The sequence below is a fragment of the Shewanella sp. 125m-1 genome (assembly GCF_052977065.1).
Map to the genome: position 1 here is coordinate 1 of NZ_JBRILT010000019.1, position 16,295 is coordinate 16,295.

At 44.3% G+C, this 16,295-nt stretch carries 16 protein-coding genes; 9 read left to right on the forward strand and 7 right to left on the reverse strand.

The window, feature by feature from the left end; genetic code table 11:
* The 5 genes from ACVBIK_RS10380 to hemC form a co-directional block, all read right to left on the reverse strand.
* The coding region (locus ACVBIK_RS10380; RefSeq protein ID WP_447169623.1) for a retention module-containing protein at window positions 1-1,800 on the reverse strand (1,800 nt) is incomplete at its 3' end.
* A gap of 278 nt (window positions 1,801-2,078) precedes the next feature.
* Window positions 2,079-3,248 (reverse strand): heme biosynthesis HemY N-terminal domain-containing protein, encoded by a 1,170-nt coding sequence (locus tag ACVBIK_RS10385; RefSeq protein ID WP_447162558.1) that lies wholly within the window; start codon window positions 3,246-3,248, stop codon window positions 2,079-2,081.
* Window positions 3,248-4,396: a uroporphyrinogen-III C-methyltransferase gene (locus ACVBIK_RS10390; RefSeq protein ID WP_447162557.1), complete on the reverse strand. Its 1,149-nt coding sequence runs from the start codon at window positions 4,394-4,396 to the stop codon at window positions 3,248-3,250. Before ACVBIK_RS10390 ends, ACVBIK_RS10385 begins: the two co-directional genes overlap by 1 nt.
* Window positions 4,397-4,461: 65 nt before the next feature.
* Complete coding sequence (locus ACVBIK_RS10395; protein WP_447169624.1) at window positions 4,462-5,193, reverse strand: uroporphyrinogen-III synthase; 732 nt, start codon at window positions 5,191-5,193, stop codon at window positions 4,462-4,464.
* 11 nt (window positions 5,194-5,204) lie between these two features.
* The gene (gene hemC, locus ACVBIK_RS10400; protein WP_447162555.1) at window positions 5,205-6,137 is read right to left on the reverse strand and encodes a hydroxymethylbilane synthase; all 933 of its coding nucleotides are present in this window, start codon (window positions 6,135-6,137) and stop codon (window positions 5,205-5,207) included.
* 198 nt (window positions 6,138-6,335) lie between these two features.
* Here hemC and ACVBIK_RS10405 point away from each other — a divergent pair, with 198 nt between their 5' ends.
* Complete coding sequence (locus ACVBIK_RS10405) at window positions 6,336-8,759, forward strand: class I adenylate cyclase (protein ID WP_447162554.1); 2,424 nt, start codon at window positions 6,336-6,338, stop codon at window positions 8,757-8,759.
* Window positions 8,760-8,826: 67 nt separating this feature from the next.
* Here the strand turns inward: ACVBIK_RS10405 and cyaY are convergent, their stop codons facing one another.
* Complete coding sequence (gene cyaY, locus ACVBIK_RS10410; protein WP_447162553.1) at window positions 8,827-9,156, reverse strand: iron donor protein CyaY; 330 nt, start codon at window positions 9,154-9,156, stop codon at window positions 8,827-8,829.
* Window positions 9,157-9,566: 410 nt separating this feature from the next.
* Here cyaY and ACVBIK_RS10415 point away from each other — a divergent pair, with 410 nt between their 5' ends.
* From ACVBIK_RS10415 to ACVBIK_RS10445, 7 genes are all read left to right on the forward strand, one after another.
* Window positions 9,567-9,743 (forward strand): hypothetical protein, encoded by a 177-nt coding sequence (locus tag ACVBIK_RS10415; protein WP_447162552.1) that lies wholly within the window; start codon window positions 9,567-9,569, stop codon window positions 9,741-9,743.
* A 5-nt stretch (window positions 9,744-9,748) separates the two neighbouring features.
* The gene (gene lysA, locus ACVBIK_RS10420) at window positions 9,749-10,993 is read left to right on the forward strand and encodes a diaminopimelate decarboxylase (protein WP_447164356.1); all 1,245 of its coding nucleotides are present in this window, start codon (window positions 9,749-9,751) and stop codon (window positions 10,991-10,993) included.
* A gap of 67 nt (window positions 10,994-11,060) precedes the next feature.
* Entirely contained in the window at window positions 11,061-11,888 is an 828-nt protein-coding gene (dapF, locus tag ACVBIK_RS10425) for a diaminopimelate epimerase (protein WP_447162550.1), read from the forward strand.
* A complete protein-coding gene (locus ACVBIK_RS10430; protein WP_447162549.1) occupies window positions 11,885-12,517 on the forward strand; it encodes a DUF484 family protein in 633 nt (210 codons plus the stop codon). The genes dapF and ACVBIK_RS10430 overlap by 4 nt, the downstream gene beginning before the upstream one ends.
* 12 nt (window positions 12,518-12,529) lie before the next feature.
* Window positions 12,530-13,429 carry a tyrosine recombinase XerC gene (xerC, locus tag ACVBIK_RS10435; protein ID WP_447169625.1) on the forward strand — a complete coding sequence of 300 codons (900 nt, stop codon included), beginning with the start codon at window positions 12,530-12,532 and terminating at the stop codon, window positions 13,427-13,429.
* Window positions 13,426-14,148: an HAD-IA family hydrolase gene (locus ACVBIK_RS10440; RefSeq protein ID WP_447162547.1), complete on the forward strand. Its 723-nt coding sequence runs from the start codon at window positions 13,426-13,428 to the stop codon at window positions 14,146-14,148. Before xerC ends, ACVBIK_RS10440 begins: the two co-directional genes overlap by 4 nt.
* A 104-nt stretch (window positions 14,149-14,252) precedes the next feature.
* Window positions 14,253-14,717 (forward strand): Sbal_3080 family lipoprotein, encoded by a 465-nt coding sequence (locus ACVBIK_RS10445; protein WP_447162546.1) that lies wholly within the window; start codon window positions 14,253-14,255, stop codon window positions 14,715-14,717.
* Window positions 14,718-14,791: 74 nt separating this feature from the next.
* Here the strand turns inward: ACVBIK_RS10445 and ric are convergent, their stop codons facing one another.
* Entirely contained in the window at window positions 14,792-15,529 is a 738-nt protein-coding gene (ric, locus tag ACVBIK_RS10450) for an iron-sulfur cluster repair di-iron protein (RefSeq protein WP_447162545.1), read from the reverse strand.
* A gap of 335 nt (window positions 15,530-15,864) precedes the next feature.
* Between ric and ACVBIK_RS10455 the strand changes: the two genes are divergently transcribed.
* A complete protein-coding gene (locus ACVBIK_RS10455) occupies window positions 15,865-16,278 on the forward strand; it encodes a hypothetical protein (protein ID WP_447162544.1) in 414 nt (137 codons plus the stop codon).
* Window positions 16,279-16,295 lie beyond the last annotated feature (17 nt).

Below are 16,295 nucleotides of genomic sequence, written 5' to 3' on the forward strand. Positions count from 1 at the left end.
GCTGATTTGTTGGGCTGATAGCGTTGCATTGGCGCCATTTTGCCAATTGATATCGTCGTTATAACTGCTGTCGAGGCTGAGTACGTCATTGTTATCGACATCGGTTGCAGTCAGGATGCCGGTGGCCACCAATCTATCTGGGTCGACATCAATCATATCCTCAGTCACACTACCAGACACGCCAACTGTTAACTCTGGAATATCGTTGGTACCGGTAATGGTGATGGTGACGACTTGAGTATCTGATAAACCAAATTCATCGGTAACGGTTACGGTAAAGCTTTCAGTTTCTGTATCGCCATAAGCCAAACTATTCGTAAGTTCATTATCTAAGGTAAAAGACCATTCGCCAGTAGAACCATCGAGTGTGAAGGTCCCGTAGGGAGTGACAGGGTCATCATTTAATTGCCAAGTGAGTAGGGCTCCGTTATCAACATCATCTGCTGATAGGGTACCGCTAGTTTGTGGGATACCTGCAGTTGCTATATTGCCACCGATAAGGACACCCGCTTCAATAACATTACCTAGGGCATCTTCGAGGGATGAGGTGATTTCAGGTGCGTCATTCTCACCTGTAATAGTAATAACAAGTGCTTGGACTATGGAGTCACTATCACTATCGGTTAGTTGGTAATTGAATGTATCGAAGAGTTGCTCGCCTTGAGCAAGAGATTGAACCTCTGATAACTGATTATTTAATTGATAGGTATAACTACCGTCAGCCGCAATAATTAGTGAACCATAAACTCCCGATATTAGAGTATTTCCTGCAACGTTAATGCTTGAGTTTTCACTGTTGGTTACTTGAGTTACAGTGGCTAAATCTGCACCGAGGGTATCGTTTTGCAGTACATTGCCGGTGACACCATCAAGATTATTTTGGCTGATTTCATTACTGTCATCTAAGCCACTTGGGGCATCATCAACAACATTTGCAGTGACTAAGGTTGTGGTTTGAACTCCCTGATTATCAGTTAGCTGCAATAGGAATAGTTCGGATAAGGTATCTGAATCGGAGTGATCGAGTGTGGCAGCTAAGGTGTAGCTGTAAGTTAATACTGAATTGACAGCGTCATAGTTGCTAATAGTTAACACACCATATTGGGTGCTGATTGATACAGGCCCGACAAAATTCCCATCAGTAAAAACGGCTATGCCATTAATGCTGAGAGATTGGATCCCCGCTTGAACATTAACAGATACACTTTCAGCTTGAGATAGCAAAGCCGCTTGGGGCTCTGAACCTTGTTCTAGATGCCTTTCATATAGCGTCACAGCACGAGCTGAAAGCTGAGGCCGTGCGAATTCTGTTAGAAAAATAGGTAATTCATCTACCTGGGTTAATTCTACTTGCGCAAAGCCCGCAGTATCATGCCCGGCATTAGCCAGAGTTTCATCGCCCGTTCGGCCAACGGCAATATAGCCACCGCCTTCATTGCCAGCTTGAGCCGTCTCTCCTGCCGCTGTGTCAGGTAAGTTTTCTGTCGGATCTTCACCGCTCAGGATTTTAGCTTGTAAGGCTGCGATTTCAGGATCGAGCGCAGCTTCAGTTGGTTCAGATGCCTGTACGTTCTCGTTGCTAGTAGAAGGGGGAACTGCTAATTCGTCTTGGGTCGCAGTTGTGCCATCACTGTATTGCAATGTGAATGTGGTGCCTGTTGATATACTGTGCGCTGTATCTTGTTTTAATGTATCGCCGACACGTAGTGGAACCATTTCGCCTTGGCTGTTTTTTGCACTTATAGAGCCAGAGAGCTTAACAATCGTGGCGTCCTGCTTGGGAGTGAATGTATCCATCATAAGTTACTCTAACCTTCTCATCCGTGAGTTAAATTAAGAATTATCAGTACTTAGTAATCATTTTTTTGCGCACTGACAGTATGAATTCTGTACTGCATTGAGCCGTTGTCAAATCTAGGGAAGTCAAGGAGGAAGGGGAGGATTAAGCAACATTTACGTATGATGCTGCGAATAGGCTTGTTATCAATTACTTAGAATAGAGTTTGTAAATTGGCGGGCTTTGCTACATAAAAAAAGGCCGCAAAATATGCGGCCTTTAGTTAAAAAAGGTATAAGCGTTACATTAGCTTTGCTGCATTTCGTCTGGTTTGCAGCGCCCGGTTAAGTTCACCTAAATGCTCCTGTGCATCAGCTAGAGCATGTAAGCTACTGATGTCATCTTGCAGGTAACAGGCTTTTTGCCACCAGATCTTAGCTTGATGGTAATCGTGATTTTGCTGGTAAAGCTTTGCTAAGCAGACTTGGTAATCGGCGTTATTTTCATAGCTAGACTCCAATGCCAATAACTGCTTTTTAGCGTCAACGTCGCTAGGCGTGAGCACTTGTGCTAACGCATTTAATACTGATGCAGATGGCGATGCTTTTACCTGTTTGAGTAACATTTTGACGGCTTCGTCTTTACGTTCAAAACGACTCAAACCTATTGCGTATAGCGCAATATATTCTGCTTGCTTTCTTTCGCCACGGGTTAACCAATGCCAGCACTTTTCTAATTCTTGCTCATTGGCTTTAGCTGCCTGGCTGAGTAAAGCCGTATTCGTTTTAAGCGATAAAGCGTTAAAAGCATCATCTTCTAATACGTGCTTTTTACTAACGATTGGCAGCAGTAATTTTAGTGCTTGCCAATCTTGTTGTGCTTGATAAAGCTCAATAGCCAATTTGAGAATGGGTAACTTACTCTTGCTGGTCGGATTGAGTTTATCTAACTCCTCTCTTGCTGCGACTAAATCGCCTTGCTGTAATAAGTAACGAGTCCGAGTGGTGCTGACGGCTTTAACTGCGAGGGGTTCGAGTTGCGCCTTTGCTAAGTATTCATCACGGGCTTGGTGATTATCTTGATGATGTGCTGCACGGGCTGCAGCTAATAGATTTAAAGCTGGGATTTCACCTTTTTCAGCCCCTTTAGCCATGGCTTTCTCTGCCGCAGGCCAATCTTCTTCAGCTAATGCTAGTGCACCTAATAATGTGTGTTTACGTGCAGCTTTTTTACGCCATCTTTCTGGGAGGTAGCGACTATTTAATACTAAATTTAATAGCCATACGACAACAAATTCAACGAGTTGTAGCAAGCTGTAAAAGATAATTAGCGCAATAATGGCGAAGACGATACTGGTTTCGACCTGATAATCACCAATGGCCAGATAGAGATAGCCTTTACTGCCAACAAGAAAAGGGCTGATACAAAGCCCTAGTAAAATAATAATAAGGTAGACGAGAGCGCGAACCATTACTGCGCCTCCTCTGTCATCAAGTTGCCATAAGTGACTAATTGATTAAGCAGGTTAGATGCTTCAAAACGCTCTATATTCGTTGTTTGGATCTTCAACGTCTCCAGTGCATCTAAAGTGGCTAAGGTATCAATTGTTTGTTGATCTTTAAGGTCAAAGTACTGATAGACCCATTTTCTGGCTAACTTAATTGAATTACGGTAATTGACCTGATCTTGGCGATACAAGGCCAGTTGAGCTTGGAGCAGTTTATTCTTTATATTTTCAACTAAATACCACTGTTGATCAGGCTCAAGTAATGGCGCTGCATCTGTGGTGCGTTTTCGAATAATCACGAAATCATCAATGAGTGCCTGCCATGATTTAGCCAAGTTAGACTGCCAATCATCTAGCGAGTCACTGACTTTATTATCGCTGAGCTCTTCGGCAGAGAAGTGGGTCTCTGCGCGATTCAAAGGCAGCTTATCTAGGCCTGTTATGATGTTATCTATGGTTAAAACGGTGCCCGATATATCGGTATTCTTAATGGCTGCAACGACTGCAATATCTTTAGCTAATGCTTTTCTTAGCGGCATTAGTGAAGGATCACGCATTGACTTAATACGTTCATCTGCCGCTTTTAACAGGCTGGTAGCAGTACTAGGGTCTTTTTCTAGCCACAGTTTTTGCCCTGCAAGCCTAACCAGGTATTTGGCCTCTTCGGCGCGCCAATGGTTTGGATTACGCTGAGCAATAATCGATACGCGCTCTTCAAGCTGAGTTTGCTGCTCAAGTGTCTTTTTCAGGGTTGAGTCAACACTAGACTTGAATTGGTTTTGTTGCTGCTCTAAAGACGCTATGCGCTGATTGGGTTTCGTCAGTGCAGATTGAAGCTTTTGGTTTAACGCTGCAGACTCTGCTTTTTGGGCTTGAAGCTGTTGATACAGGTAGTAACCGCCAGCGATAGAAGCAAAGGCTAATAGCAATAGTAAAAAGAGGGTAAAGATAATACCCCAAGGCGCCGGCTTGCTTTGAGAGGAAGGCTTATTAACAGTATTTTCGTCTGTATTTGTTTGCGGTTCTGACTGCGCCTCGATAACTGGCTGTGTTGCTGCAGTTGGCTCGGTAGTCGGCTCTGAAGCGTTGGCGTCAGTGTTCTTGGTTTCCATTTAACAGTCCTTGAAAGCTATGATGCTGCAGAAATAGCGAGTATGAACTTAACATTAACTGCGAATTACTTTAGAGATAACACAGTTAACATTGCATTGGTGTTTGCGGCGGTGGCATTACTAATTTGCACTAGGCCGTACGCTTTTGCTTTTTCATATACTCGGGAGCTTGGCACTATAATATGACAAGTTTGCAGCCAAGCAAATAGCTCTTTTGGTACTGTTTTAATGAGGTTATCGAGTATTTCGCCGCTGGTAATGATGATAGTGTCTATACCGAAGCTTTGCCATTGTTGGCAAAGGGATCTTGTATCTAGCGCTGGGCAACCGCGTTTATAGACTTCCCAGTAATTCAGTTGGGCTTGGCGTTTACTCAGTTCGTTGGCGAGATCTTCGCGTCCGCCTTGGCCTCTAACAATCAGGATATTTTTACCACTGACCTGAGTCAGCGTGGACAGGGTGAGTAAGCCTTCTGTCTGTTGACAGTCTTCGGGGGCTTGCTCTGCATCAATTCCTATATCCTTAAGGGCTGCATGAGTAGCATCTCCAACCGCAAGGTAATGGGCCGATTCAGGCCATTGATTATTGATTGTTTTAGAAGCAAAGCTAACCGCATTAGTGCTGATGAAAATGATGATATCGGCTCGTTTTAGCGTGATATCAATTTGCTGGGCATCGAGGTTAGAAGTGGGCTGAACATTCAGTAGGGGCGTGATGAAATAAGAGACGTTGCGCTGAGTTAACGCCTCTGCCATCAACTGATTGCGCCCTTCAGGACGCGTCAGTAAGACTTTCATTTTTATGATAATTACGCGTTAGCGTAAACAGCATCAAGAATGGTTTTAGCACCCTTGCCGAGTAGCTCTTCTGCTAATGCAACGCCTAGCTTTTCAGCATCGGCTTTATTGCCTGAAGACGCGGCAGTGATGATTTGACTACCATCTGGATTACCCACTAAACCACGTAGGCTTAACGTGTCACCGTCGATCTCTGCGTATGCACCAATTGGTACCTGGCAACCGCCTTCAAGACGAGTATTCATTGCACGTTCTGCAGTCACGCGCATACGCGTTTCAGCGTGCTCAAGTGGTGCAAGTAGCGCTTTAACACGGGCATCGTCGGTACGACATTCAATACCGACAGCGCCTTGGCCGTTTGCTGGTAGAGATTGTTCAGCAGAAATAAAACTAGCGATTCTTTCTTCTAGCTTTAGACGCTTAAGGCCTGCCGCAGCAAGAATAATGGCATCGTAGTTACCGGCATCTAGTTTTGCTAAACGAGTTCCGACGTTACCGCGCAGATCTTTGATAACAAGATCTGGACGAGCAGCACGAATTTGGCACTGACGACGTAGACTAGAGGTACCCACTACTGCGCCTTGTGGCAGATCTTCAATTGTTTTAAAAGTGTTTGATACGAATGCATCGCGTGGATCTTCACGCTCACAAATCACTTCAAGACCTAGACCTTCAGGGAATTCAACTGGCACATCTTTCATTGAGTGAACTGCTATATCGGCTTTGCCTTCTAGCATTGCGACTTCAAGTTCTTTTACAAATAAGCCCTTACCACCAACCTTTGCAAGTGGTGTGTCTAAGATGATGTCACCTTTGGTGCTCATTGGCAGTAATTCAACAGTGAGACCTTCATGGATTTTTTCCAATTCAGCTTTCACAAATTCGGCTTGCCACATGGCAAGAGGGCTCTTACGTGTTGCGATACGGATCAGATTTTGAGACATGCACGATATTCCATCTTAGAACTTATTTGCGCCAATGCTAACATTGCCTGCATATAGATGTAACATTCTGCTGCTGATTCTTTGAAGTCTACCCAGTTCTACACAGGTAAAAAGTGTGATCTTGATCGCATTTACTTGCTGCTTGTACAATTGCCATATACATTAGTGAGTAGTTATCTACGATTTAGGGTTAATCATTTGCCAGAAGAGCTTGTTAGACTCGAACATGCCGCGAAGAGATTGGATGTGATCAGGTATGCCAGAGCTATTGCATTATTGTCGCCTTTAAAGCGCCATCTTCTTCGCTTAATCCCTTTTTTGCTCCATAGTCACCTACCTAAATTACCCGGTTATAACGGACCGCTAACCCCTCGCGGTATTGCTGACTATCAGCCCGATTCAGACACTGAAGAAGCCTGTGAAACTCTCAACCTTGATATCGCTGCCACAAATAATAGTAAACGCCCTCAAATAGAGGGCGTTTACAGCATGGGCAGCACAGCCAGCTTTGGCCAAAACCCTCAAAGCGATATCGATGTATGGCTAATACATAGCGATCTTTTGAGTAAAAATGAGTGCGAGTTACTTGCTAGCAAAGCTGCATTATTGACGCAGTGGTTCGCTAAATTTGATTTAGAAGTGAACTTCTATTTGGTGCATCCAGAACAATTTATTAGAGAGCAGGGCGAACAGGCTGATTTATACAATTGCATGGGGCATGAACACAGTGGTAGTGCTCAACATTGGTTGCTACTCGAAGAGTTTTATCGTAGTCAATTTCGTTTAGCGGGTAAGCCTATTGCATGGTGGCCCAATGCTAAAGTGTCTCCTCAATTACTTTCATTAGGCGATGCCAATACCCTGCCAGCGAGTGAATATTTTGGGGCTTCGCTGTGGCAGCTCTACAAGGGGGTTGAAAAGCCTCATAAAGCATTGTTGAAAGTGCTGTTACTGGAGGCGTATGCCAGTGATTACCCCCATACTCAGTTAGTGAGCGAGCGGATTTGGCAGCATACATTAGAAGGGGATTTCTCGGCGGCTAATGACGCTTATTATCTGCTATATGAATCGATAGAGTGCTATCTAAAGAAACGGGGTGATGGCCGCCGACTGGAAATCACGCGGCGTTGTTTTTACTTAAAATGTGGCGTTAAATTGAGTCGGCATGATCAAGCGATCGATTGGCGTTACTTTAAAATGCAAAAATTAGTTGCCGATTGGAACTGGTCTGAAAGCTTACTGAAAACCTTAGATAATTGTGAGAATTGGCACTGTGGTCAGTTGCAATGGTTTAACGAGCAACTTAACGAACTGATGCTAGGTAGCTATCAAACATTGCTGCAATTCGCTTCAATCCATAGATTAAGTGAAAGTTTAAGGATCTCAGAGTTAGGCTTGCTAACCCGTAAGCTACATACCTACTTTAGTGAAGATGCTCACCAGATCATGCGCCTTAATCCGCTGTGGAGTCACTCGATTTTAGAGACTCATTTATCTGTTATCTATAGTGAACAAGATAAGCAATATTACCTCTACCGATGTTCGCCTAATCCTAGAAACTTCCTTGAGCATAGCGCAGTATTCCATTCAAAAAGTAAGGCTAAGTTGTTGGTATGGGCTAGTTTGAATGGTGTGGCAGACAGTAAAACCCAGTGGCATGAAGTCAGGCAAAGTAAGCGCAAATCGACCTACTTAACTCAAGCGGCTCATCGGCTTGATGGACTTATTGTAAATCAATCGACAAAAGTGTCTAAGATGGCACTTTACCAGCCGTGGCATTTTAGCAAGCTGGTGTTTTTATTGAATTTCAATAGTGACCCTACCGAGAGTTGGCAAGGGCAAGACATCATGGTCGACTATATGAACAGTAATGTGTTCTCGATTGGTCGACAGCATTTGAATATGGTGGACTCGATTGATGTGATTAGCCTTAACAGCTGGGGGGAATGGCATTGTCATCATTTTGAGGGAGAAAAAAGTATCTTAGATGCTTTGTCGTTCGTGACACCGGGTATGAAGCGGGCCAGTGCGCCAGTCTCGGTGGAGGTGATTAGCTGTTCAAGCAAGTTACGATCGCAAACAGAACGTACTGTGCAGAACCTGCTTTACAGAGCGGTGCGACTTAGCCGTCAGGCGCAAAGCTCAACGACCTTAGGTTATGCATTACAGGTCGGACGGCTGCGTTACGGTTTGTTCTTCAATAATCGTGGCATGCATTACGAGAATTTAAGTGATGCAAAATCTTTCTATCAACAGCTATCTCAGCGTAAATTACTTGAGCTGCCCAGACCAACGTTAGGTGACGAGCCTTTTGCCAAAGTGCCTTCAGTGATCCAAGACTATGCGGCTAAAGGTGCGATTCAGTATTTCTTGCGCCAAAGAGAGGAAGGTTTAGATGTGTTTATTTTAGATGAGATGAACGAGCTAAACCACTATGTACAAGAGGGAACAGACGTGAATGCGTTAGTGAACAAGTTGAGTCACTATCACACATTTGAAGATCCTCAACTTGCAAAAGAGCATTTTAATCTGCCGCAGTTTTTTAAATTAGATCGGGTAAAAGGCGAGCTGCTTGCAGTCCCTTTTGGTGTGACGCTGGAGTCTTCTGAAGTCGATTTTTAGCAGTGAGCACTAGGCGGTTAAACATAGCAGAATGAGAAGTATGACGACTCATTCTGCTACTAAAGCGTTAAATATCTAGCTTTAAGCCGCTTTGCTTGAAGATAGACTCAACCACGAAAGGCATAAACTCATTGCCATTACGCTCATCCATCCATTTGCCGTCAACATAAGCGAAATGGTAACCGCCAAACTGGGTTGCCAACCAAATTTCATGCAGTGGTTCTTGTTTGTTGATAACAATCTTAGATGTGCCATTAAATTCTAATTGCAGCACATTACCTGATCCATCGACATCCACATCCGCATCTTGCTCATCAATCAGTACTTCTAACGCGTTATCAATTGTTTGAAATATTTCATCAACCAATTGATGAAATTCGAAATCTGTTATAGCCATGCTGATTATTCCTCAGATTTAGGTAATACAAACATATTACCAATCGATAGCCTGATTACCAATCACATTAATTGTGTGGTTAATCACTATCTAAGTAATGCTAGCGATTATTTAATACAGCTAATGCGTTACTTTTCAATTCTTTACTAACTTATTGGTGGGGCTGCCCTCTAGATAAAAGACTTGGGATAAGTTGAATTATTTTGCATTAGCATCGCTTTGTGCAGTCAAGTTGTGATTTATCCTAATTAACCTAGTCAATACATGGCTAACTGAGCGAGGGATTTATGCAAGAAAGGCCTGATATAAATGCGTTATAGGGTTGACGCATTGCGGGCTGTCTGCAAACATCAGGATTACAATTTTCGCCGTATAGCAAGCCGTAGTGTTATTGCTACAAGGGTCACCTGATGTTGAAAAAAATGAGACTGTTTTTGCTAGTAGGGCTTGGTAGCCTAGTGCTTTTAGGTTGTGGACAGAAAAGTGCGTTATTTAGAGCGCCTCCGCAAGACGTTAATCAGCAGGCAACTGATAAGCAGGTGTCTGACGCAGAGCATGGGCAAAGCGAACAAAGCAAAAAGGACTAAAGACATTGGATCATTTTTTATATCAAGCAGATGAGCTTTATGCGGAGCAATGCCAAGTTGCCGACCTCGCAAAGCAGCATGGAACGCCACTATATATTTATTCCCGTGCAACCTTAGAGCGTCATTGGCACGCCTTTGACAATGCCGTGAGCGATCATCCACACCTTATCTGCTATGCAGTAAAGGCAAACTCAAACATTGCGGTACTTAACGTATTAGCACGTTTAGGCAGTGGCTTTGATATTGTCTCTGGCGGTGAACTGCTACGCGTCATCGAGGCCGGTGGCGATCCTGCAAAAGTGGTTTTCTCCGGCGTTGGTAAAACCGTCGAAGAGATGGAGATGGCGCTGAATCTTGGTATTTATTGTTTTAATGTCGAGTCAGCAGCCGAACTTGAGCAGCTTAATCTTGTTGCTTTGCGCCTTGGCAAGGTCGCGCCAGTTTCACTACGAGTGAATCCAGATGTTGATGCGGGTACTCACCCTTATATCTCTACGGGTCTAAAAGAGAATAAATTTGGTATCGCAATGGAAGAGGTTGAGGCTATCTTTAGCCGCGCCAATGAATTGCCAGGCCTAGAGGTTAAGGGCGTCGATTGCCATATCGGATCTCAGTTAACCGAAATTAAACCGTTTTTAGATGCGATGGATCGTATGCTAGCGTTAATCGATCGCTTAGCAGAGCAAGGTATCGACATTAAACACTTTGATGTGGGCGGTGGACTGGGGGTGACCTACGATGATGAAGTGCCACCTCAGCCAGATGTGTACGCTGCTGCTTTATTAGAACGATTAGGCGATCGTGATCTTAAATTAATTTTTGAACCTGGCCGAGCCATTGCTGCCAACGCAGGTATTTTTGTTACTCAAGTGCTTTACTTAAAAGAGAACAGTGACAAACGTTTCGCCTTAGTTGATGGCGCTATGAATGATCTTATTCGCCCGTCTCTCTATAGTGCATGGCAGAAGATTATCCCGGTGATTGAACGTGCGGGTGAGACGCAAAGCTATGACGTTGTTGGGCCGGTTTGTGAAACGGGAGACTTCTTAGGCAAAGACCGTCAGCTTAATATACTCGCAGGTGATTATTTGGCTATTCGCTCATCGGGAGCCTACGGCTTTACCATGTCGTCTAATTACAATACTCGTCCACGTGCCGCAGAACTGATGGTGGATGCAGACAAAGCTTATGTGATTCGAGAGCGAGAAAAATTAGCTCAATTATGGCAAGGTGAGCAGATCCTGCCGTAAACTAGAATAATACTAATGTAGTGGATGCCACAGCATGCGCTACAGATACTTTTTAAGGATGTCCACCTTGATCCAATTCACTAAGATGCATGGGTTAGGCAATGATTTTATGGTCGTTGATGGAGTGACACAAAATGTGTTTTTCTCCCCAGATCAAATTAAGCGCTTAGCCGATCGGAATTTTGGCGTTGGTTTTGATCAGTTACTGCTGGTTGAGCCTCCGTACGATCCCGATTTAGATTTTCATTATCGCATCTTTAATGCTGATGGCAGCGAAGTTGAACAGTGTGGCAACGGTGCCCGTTGTTTTGCACGCTTTGTGCGTAATAAAGGTTTGACCCACAAACACAAAATTCGCGTGAGCACCTCTTCGGGTAAAATCACTTTGCGTCTTGAGCGTGACGGTAAAGTAACGGTTAATATGGGCATACCCGTACTTGAGCCGAGCAAAATTCCTTTTACCGCCAAGAAAGTTGAGAAAACCTATCTGCTTTTGGCATCGAGCGGCACCTATCTTTGTGGCGCAGTGTCTATGGGTAACCCCCATTGCGTGATTGAAGTTGACGATGTGGCCGCAGCCGATGTCGATACCATTGGCGCCGAGTTGACAAATCATGAGCGCTTTCCAAAAGGTGTGAATGTTGGCTTTATGCAGGTGGTGAACTCAGGTCATATTAAGCTCAGAGTTTATGAGCGTGGCGCAGGTGAAACATTAGCTTGCGGAACAGGAGCCTGTGCGGCGGTAGTTGTGGGTATTGAGCAAGGTAAACTTGATCGCAACGTGCATGTGGACTTGCCTGGCGGCAGTTTAACGATTAACTGGGACGGCGAGGGCAAGCCTTTATGGATGACAGGGCCTGCTGAGCATGTTTATGACGGGCAGATCGCACAATGATAGATAACTCGAACAAGGCCCCTCCCTTCGATGAAATTCTCATCCGCGAATACTTATTGGATAACCCAGATTTTTTCAGCCGCTATCCAGAGTTATTACTAGCGATGCGAATTCCCCATGTTGAGCGCGGGGCGGTGTCATTAGTCGAGCGCAAGCAAGAGATGTTACGCCAACGAGTCGCTCAGTTAGAAGAAGAGATCACCGCTTTGCTAGCGATGGCATCACGTAATGAGCAGATCTACATGTTTAACAGTGCATTATCTATGCAACTGCTAAAATGTGAAGATATGGGCGATCTACGGCAAGTCTTGTCTAATGGGTTAAAAGAGCAGTTTCAGTTCAGTCATGTCAGGCTGATCACCGTGCATGACATCGATAGCGAGCTATCGCAGATCTGGAGCAAACGCCTCAGCTCTGGTTACTATTTTGGCCGCCTGACTAATGAAGAGTCAAAGCGTCTATTTGGAACCGAGGTGGGTTCGGTCGCACTGTCTCGATTATCTAAAGAATGCGGTCAGGTTATTTTTGCGATTGCTAGCCACGATCCTAGCCACTTTCATCCTGAGATGGACCACCTTCTGCTGTCTCAGCTTAAACAGTTACTTGATCACCAGCTGACTAAAATCTAATAGCGAGGCTTTATGGCTGATAATTCAGCTTGGTTGAGCGGGTTTGAACGTTACTTACGCACCGAGCGTCAAGTTTCGGCTTATACAGTGCGTAACTACCTGTTTGAGCTAAAGCGAGTCGAGAAGCTATTTAACGATACGGAGTCATGGTTGTCACAGCAACATGACTCCTTACAGGCGATTTTAGCTAAATTACACCGCAAGGGTCTAAGTCCGCGTTCCTTATCGTTAACCCTCTCCTCTTTAAAACAGTTCTATGGTTTTTTACTTAAGGAACAGCAGTTAAAGGTTAACCCAGCTGTAAGCCTTACTGCACCCAAGCAAGGCAAGCCTTTGCCAAAAAATATGGATGTCGACTCGATATCGCACCTGCTTGATATCGACGCTAACGATCCGTTAAGTTTTCGCGATAAAGCCATAATGGAGCTATTTTACTCGTCGGGTTTACGTCTTGCTGAGCTCGCTGCGCTTAATGCAGCCGATATTCAATTTTCACAGGCGCAAGTCAAAGTGTTAGGTAAGGGCAGTAAAGAGCGGATAGTACCCATAGGCAAGTTGGCATTAGCCGCGATTACTCAGTGGTTAGCGGTTAAGCGTGACATCGCTTGTGAAGACGATGCCTTGTTTGTTACCGCTAAAGGCAAACGTTTAGCTCACCGTAGTATTCAGGCTCGTTTGGCTAAGTGGGGGCAAGAGCAAGCCATAGGCATTAAGGTACACCCGCATAAATTACGTCACTCGTTTGCTACCCATATGCTCGAATCCAGTGCCGATCTGCGTGCAGTGCAAGAGCTGTTAGGTCATGCAAACTTGTCGACGACTCAGGTTTATACCAGTCTCGATTTTCAGCATCTAGCTAAGGTGTACGACAGTGCACACCCAAGAGCGAAAAAAAGAGGCAACCGATCATGAAGATCTTTATTCGCCCACAAGCCTTTGACGCGATTAGCTTCGACTTAGACGATACGCTTTACGATAATCGCCCAATCATTCGTCAGGCCGAATCCGCGCTGCAAGCATTTTTACATCAGCAGTGGCCTAAATCGAAGCTGTGGCAGCTTGCTGATTGGCACAAGCTCAAACTCGCCTTGTTTAAGGAGTCTCCTAAGCTGCGACATGATACTACGCTAGCAAGACTGCTAATGTTAGAGCGTGGCCTGCTAGAGCTAGGTTATGATGCTAAGACGGCAACAGCAGGGGCTCAAGCAGGGCTCGCGCACTTTGTGATGCATCGTAGTCACTTCAAGGTATCAAGTGAGGTGGTTGAGTTACTCAATGCGCTTAAAGCCCGTTACCGATTAATTGGCATAACTAACGGCAATGTTGATCATCAGCGCGTTGGTTTAGATGGGGTATTTGAGTTTGTACTGCACCCCGGCCATGGCTTTAAGCAAAAGCCGTCGAGCGATATGTTTACCCATGCGGCGGATAAATTAGCGCTACCTTTATCGCGTATTTTGCATGTGGGCGACAGCGCTAAAAGCGATGTTGATGGCGCCAGGAAAGCCGGTTGTCAGGCTGTATGGCTTAACCCGGGCTTCGGCGTTACAGAGAAATCGATCGCCAACAGGCAACTGCCACATATTGAAATCGCGTCTGTGCTGCAATTGAGAGATCTTATTAAGGTCTAATGCAAGCGACTTGCTGACGTCTTGCTATCTTCCTTTATCTTGATATGCTCATATTTCTTAAAAAATTAAGAATAAACAGAGTCTTATACTAGATAAGGATTATCATGAAAAAACTATTTGTTGCAGTGTCAATTCTACTATTAACCAGCGCCTGTTCAATCAAACAGCGAGTTGATCCGGTACACGTGAATAATGATGCTGAAGTTTGTATTCAGAAGAACCCCGATGTACGAGAGGGTTTTCTGCAAGAGATGGAAAAAATTCTAGCGGAGAAGCAAATTAAATACCGCATTGTTGAACAGTTAGATGCAAGTCAGCAATGTGAGTGGACAGCGACTTATACCGCTAATTGGCGTTGGGATCTTGCATTATATATGGTTTACGCAGAAATTAAGGTCTTCCATGAAGGACGGTTAGATGGTGAGGCTATTTATGATGCGCGCAATGGTGGCGCGAATATGAATAAGTTTATTGATGCTGAACCTAAAATACGTGAGCTGATTGAGCAGCTTATTCAGCAAAAGCAAGCTTCAGTAAATTGGTCTCCGTTGCAACAAACTGCTATTTAATAGAAAAGGCTCACTGATGTGAGCCTCTTATTTTTATGGGTCAGCCTTTATACGCTAACCATCAGTTCGATGACTCAAGCGGTTAGCGCAAGCGCTTTGAGGAACAAAACGTTGTTCTCAATATTAATATGCTGTTTTAAGTCCGCTTCGAATTCTGCCAAGCTGGCGTAACATACGCGCCAAGTGGTGCAGGCGTGCGCTGGTGGGGTAAAGTTATTTGTTAGCTCGCGGATCTTTTCAAAGATCTGCTGTGCATCATCGTGCTCATACTGCATAGCATTAATTGGATTGCCGATATGGCCAAAGCAGTTTTGCATCTCGACTTGGTTATGTAGCCCTAAAATTGCAGGGAATAATATCTGTTCTTCTTTCATCAGGTGAGGCATTAAGTCATCGACTAATGCACGGATCCAACCTGCTAGAGGCTTTATCTCGTCATGATTTTCACCGTGGGCACGCACCATTTTTTGGCTGTACTCTACCAGTAAAGGCGCTTTCTCTCTTACAAAAGTGTGATGAGTCGATTCAATGTAATTGAGCAGATCGGGTAAAGCTAATTGCTCTAGACCTTGCTGCTTCTCGCCTTCAGTGTCTAACGCCATTAATGCATCGAGAAGCGCTGTTTCATCAGCATCAAAGCGTGTAATTGCTCGGGCTAATGAAATACCGCCACCACAACAAAAATCGATACCATGCTGGCTAAACAAATGGGCAGTGCGAAAATCGTTAGCGACTAATTCTCCTACACGAGAGGCAAGTAGGCTTTCTTTGGATTGAAGAGCGTTCGAGTGAAGTGTGTTTGATTTAGTCATTGGCAGATCCAAGGCAAGTTTAGTTTGAAATATACGTGCATATTATTTGCATCTTTTGGCGTGTTCAATTATTACTTGAGTAAAATGCTCAGGTAATCACACTTTGAGGTATAATTTAGCTCGATCTAGGTAGAAGTCCCAAGCCAAGGTTTATTGCTATAGATGTGGTCTCATCGATGTTTTCGGAAGTTTTTTATACACAGAGCCGATTAAGATTTGTAAACACATAGTGTTTTAATTTTGATTAATTTAAACTAGCCTGAATCAAAGTGATACGAGTGTGCGATAAAGTCAGTTATGTACGTTATTAAAAACAAAGGTAATGCTGCGGCCTAATGTCGAGCTTATCGAGTTTTATCCGAGCAATATTCATCACCTCTCCAGCTAAGTTGGGGCGGATGCTGTTGATCGTGATTTTAACGATGCAATCCATGGTAACTATGGCTGATGATTGTACTTCTGCTCATGATGATTGTGGCAGTGAAGTCACCTATGTGGCTGAGCATACGAACGGCACTGTAAATAACACATCACAATGTGATGAAGTTGAAACAGCAAGTCATGTAGAAGATGACTGCGCTGAGTGTAGCAATAACTGCTGCTCATGTTGCATGACCTTAATGCACCCTATCACTGCGTTAAAATCAGTGACAGCAAGCCCTAATAGCCACATTTTTGCTTTTAGCTCTACTTCTATAGAGTCCCCTTATTTCGCTTTCCTGCGCCCCCCTAAAGCCTTAATCGTTTAATCAAAACTTTATTCATT

Excerpts from the sequence above, each read along its gene's own strand:
- ACVBIK_RS10445 (WP_447162546.1), top strand. The coding sequence starts at position 14,253 with ATGAAAAAACTATTTGTTGCAGTGTCAATTCTACTATTAACCAGCGCC.
- ACVBIK_RS10440 (WP_447162547.1), top strand. The coding sequence starts at position 13,426 with ATGAAGATCTTTATTCGCCCACAAGCCTTTGACGCGATTAGCTTCGAC.
- ric (WP_447162545.1), bottom strand. The coding sequence starts at position 15,529 with ATGACTAAATCAAACACACTTCACTCGAACGCTCTTCAATCCAAAGAA.
- ACVBIK_RS10415 (WP_447162552.1), top strand. The coding sequence starts at position 9,567 with ATGTTGAAAAAAATGAGACTGTTTTTGCTAGTAGGGCTTGGTAGCCTA.
- xerC (WP_447169625.1), top strand. The coding sequence starts at position 12,530 with ATGGCTGATAATTCAGCTTGGTTGAGCGGGTTTGAACGTTACTTACGC.
- ACVBIK_RS10395 (WP_447169624.1), bottom strand. The coding sequence starts at position 5,193 with ATGAAAGTCTTACTGACGCGTCCTGAAGGGCGCAATCAGTTGATGGCA.
- ACVBIK_RS10390 (WP_447162557.1), bottom strand. The coding sequence starts at position 4,396 with ATGGAAACCAAGAACACTGACGCCAACGCTTCAGAGCCGACTACCGAG.
- ACVBIK_RS10385 (WP_447162558.1), bottom strand. The coding sequence starts at position 3,248 with ATGGTTCGCGCTCTCGTCTACCTTATTATTATTTTACTAGGGCTTTGT.
- ACVBIK_RS10430 (WP_447162549.1), top strand. The coding sequence starts at position 11,885 with ATGATAGATAACTCGAACAAGGCCCCTCCCTTCGATGAAATTCTCATC.
- ACVBIK_RS10455 (WP_447162544.1), top strand. The coding sequence starts at position 15,865 with ATGTCGAGCTTATCGAGTTTTATCCGAGCAATATTCATCACCTCTCCA.
- hemC (WP_447162555.1), bottom strand. The coding sequence starts at position 6,137 with ATGTCTCAAAATCTGATCCGTATCGCAACACGTAAGAGCCCTCTTGCC.
- cyaY (WP_447162553.1), bottom strand. The coding sequence starts at position 9,156 with ATGGCTATAACAGATTTCGAATTTCATCAATTGGTTGATGAAATATTT.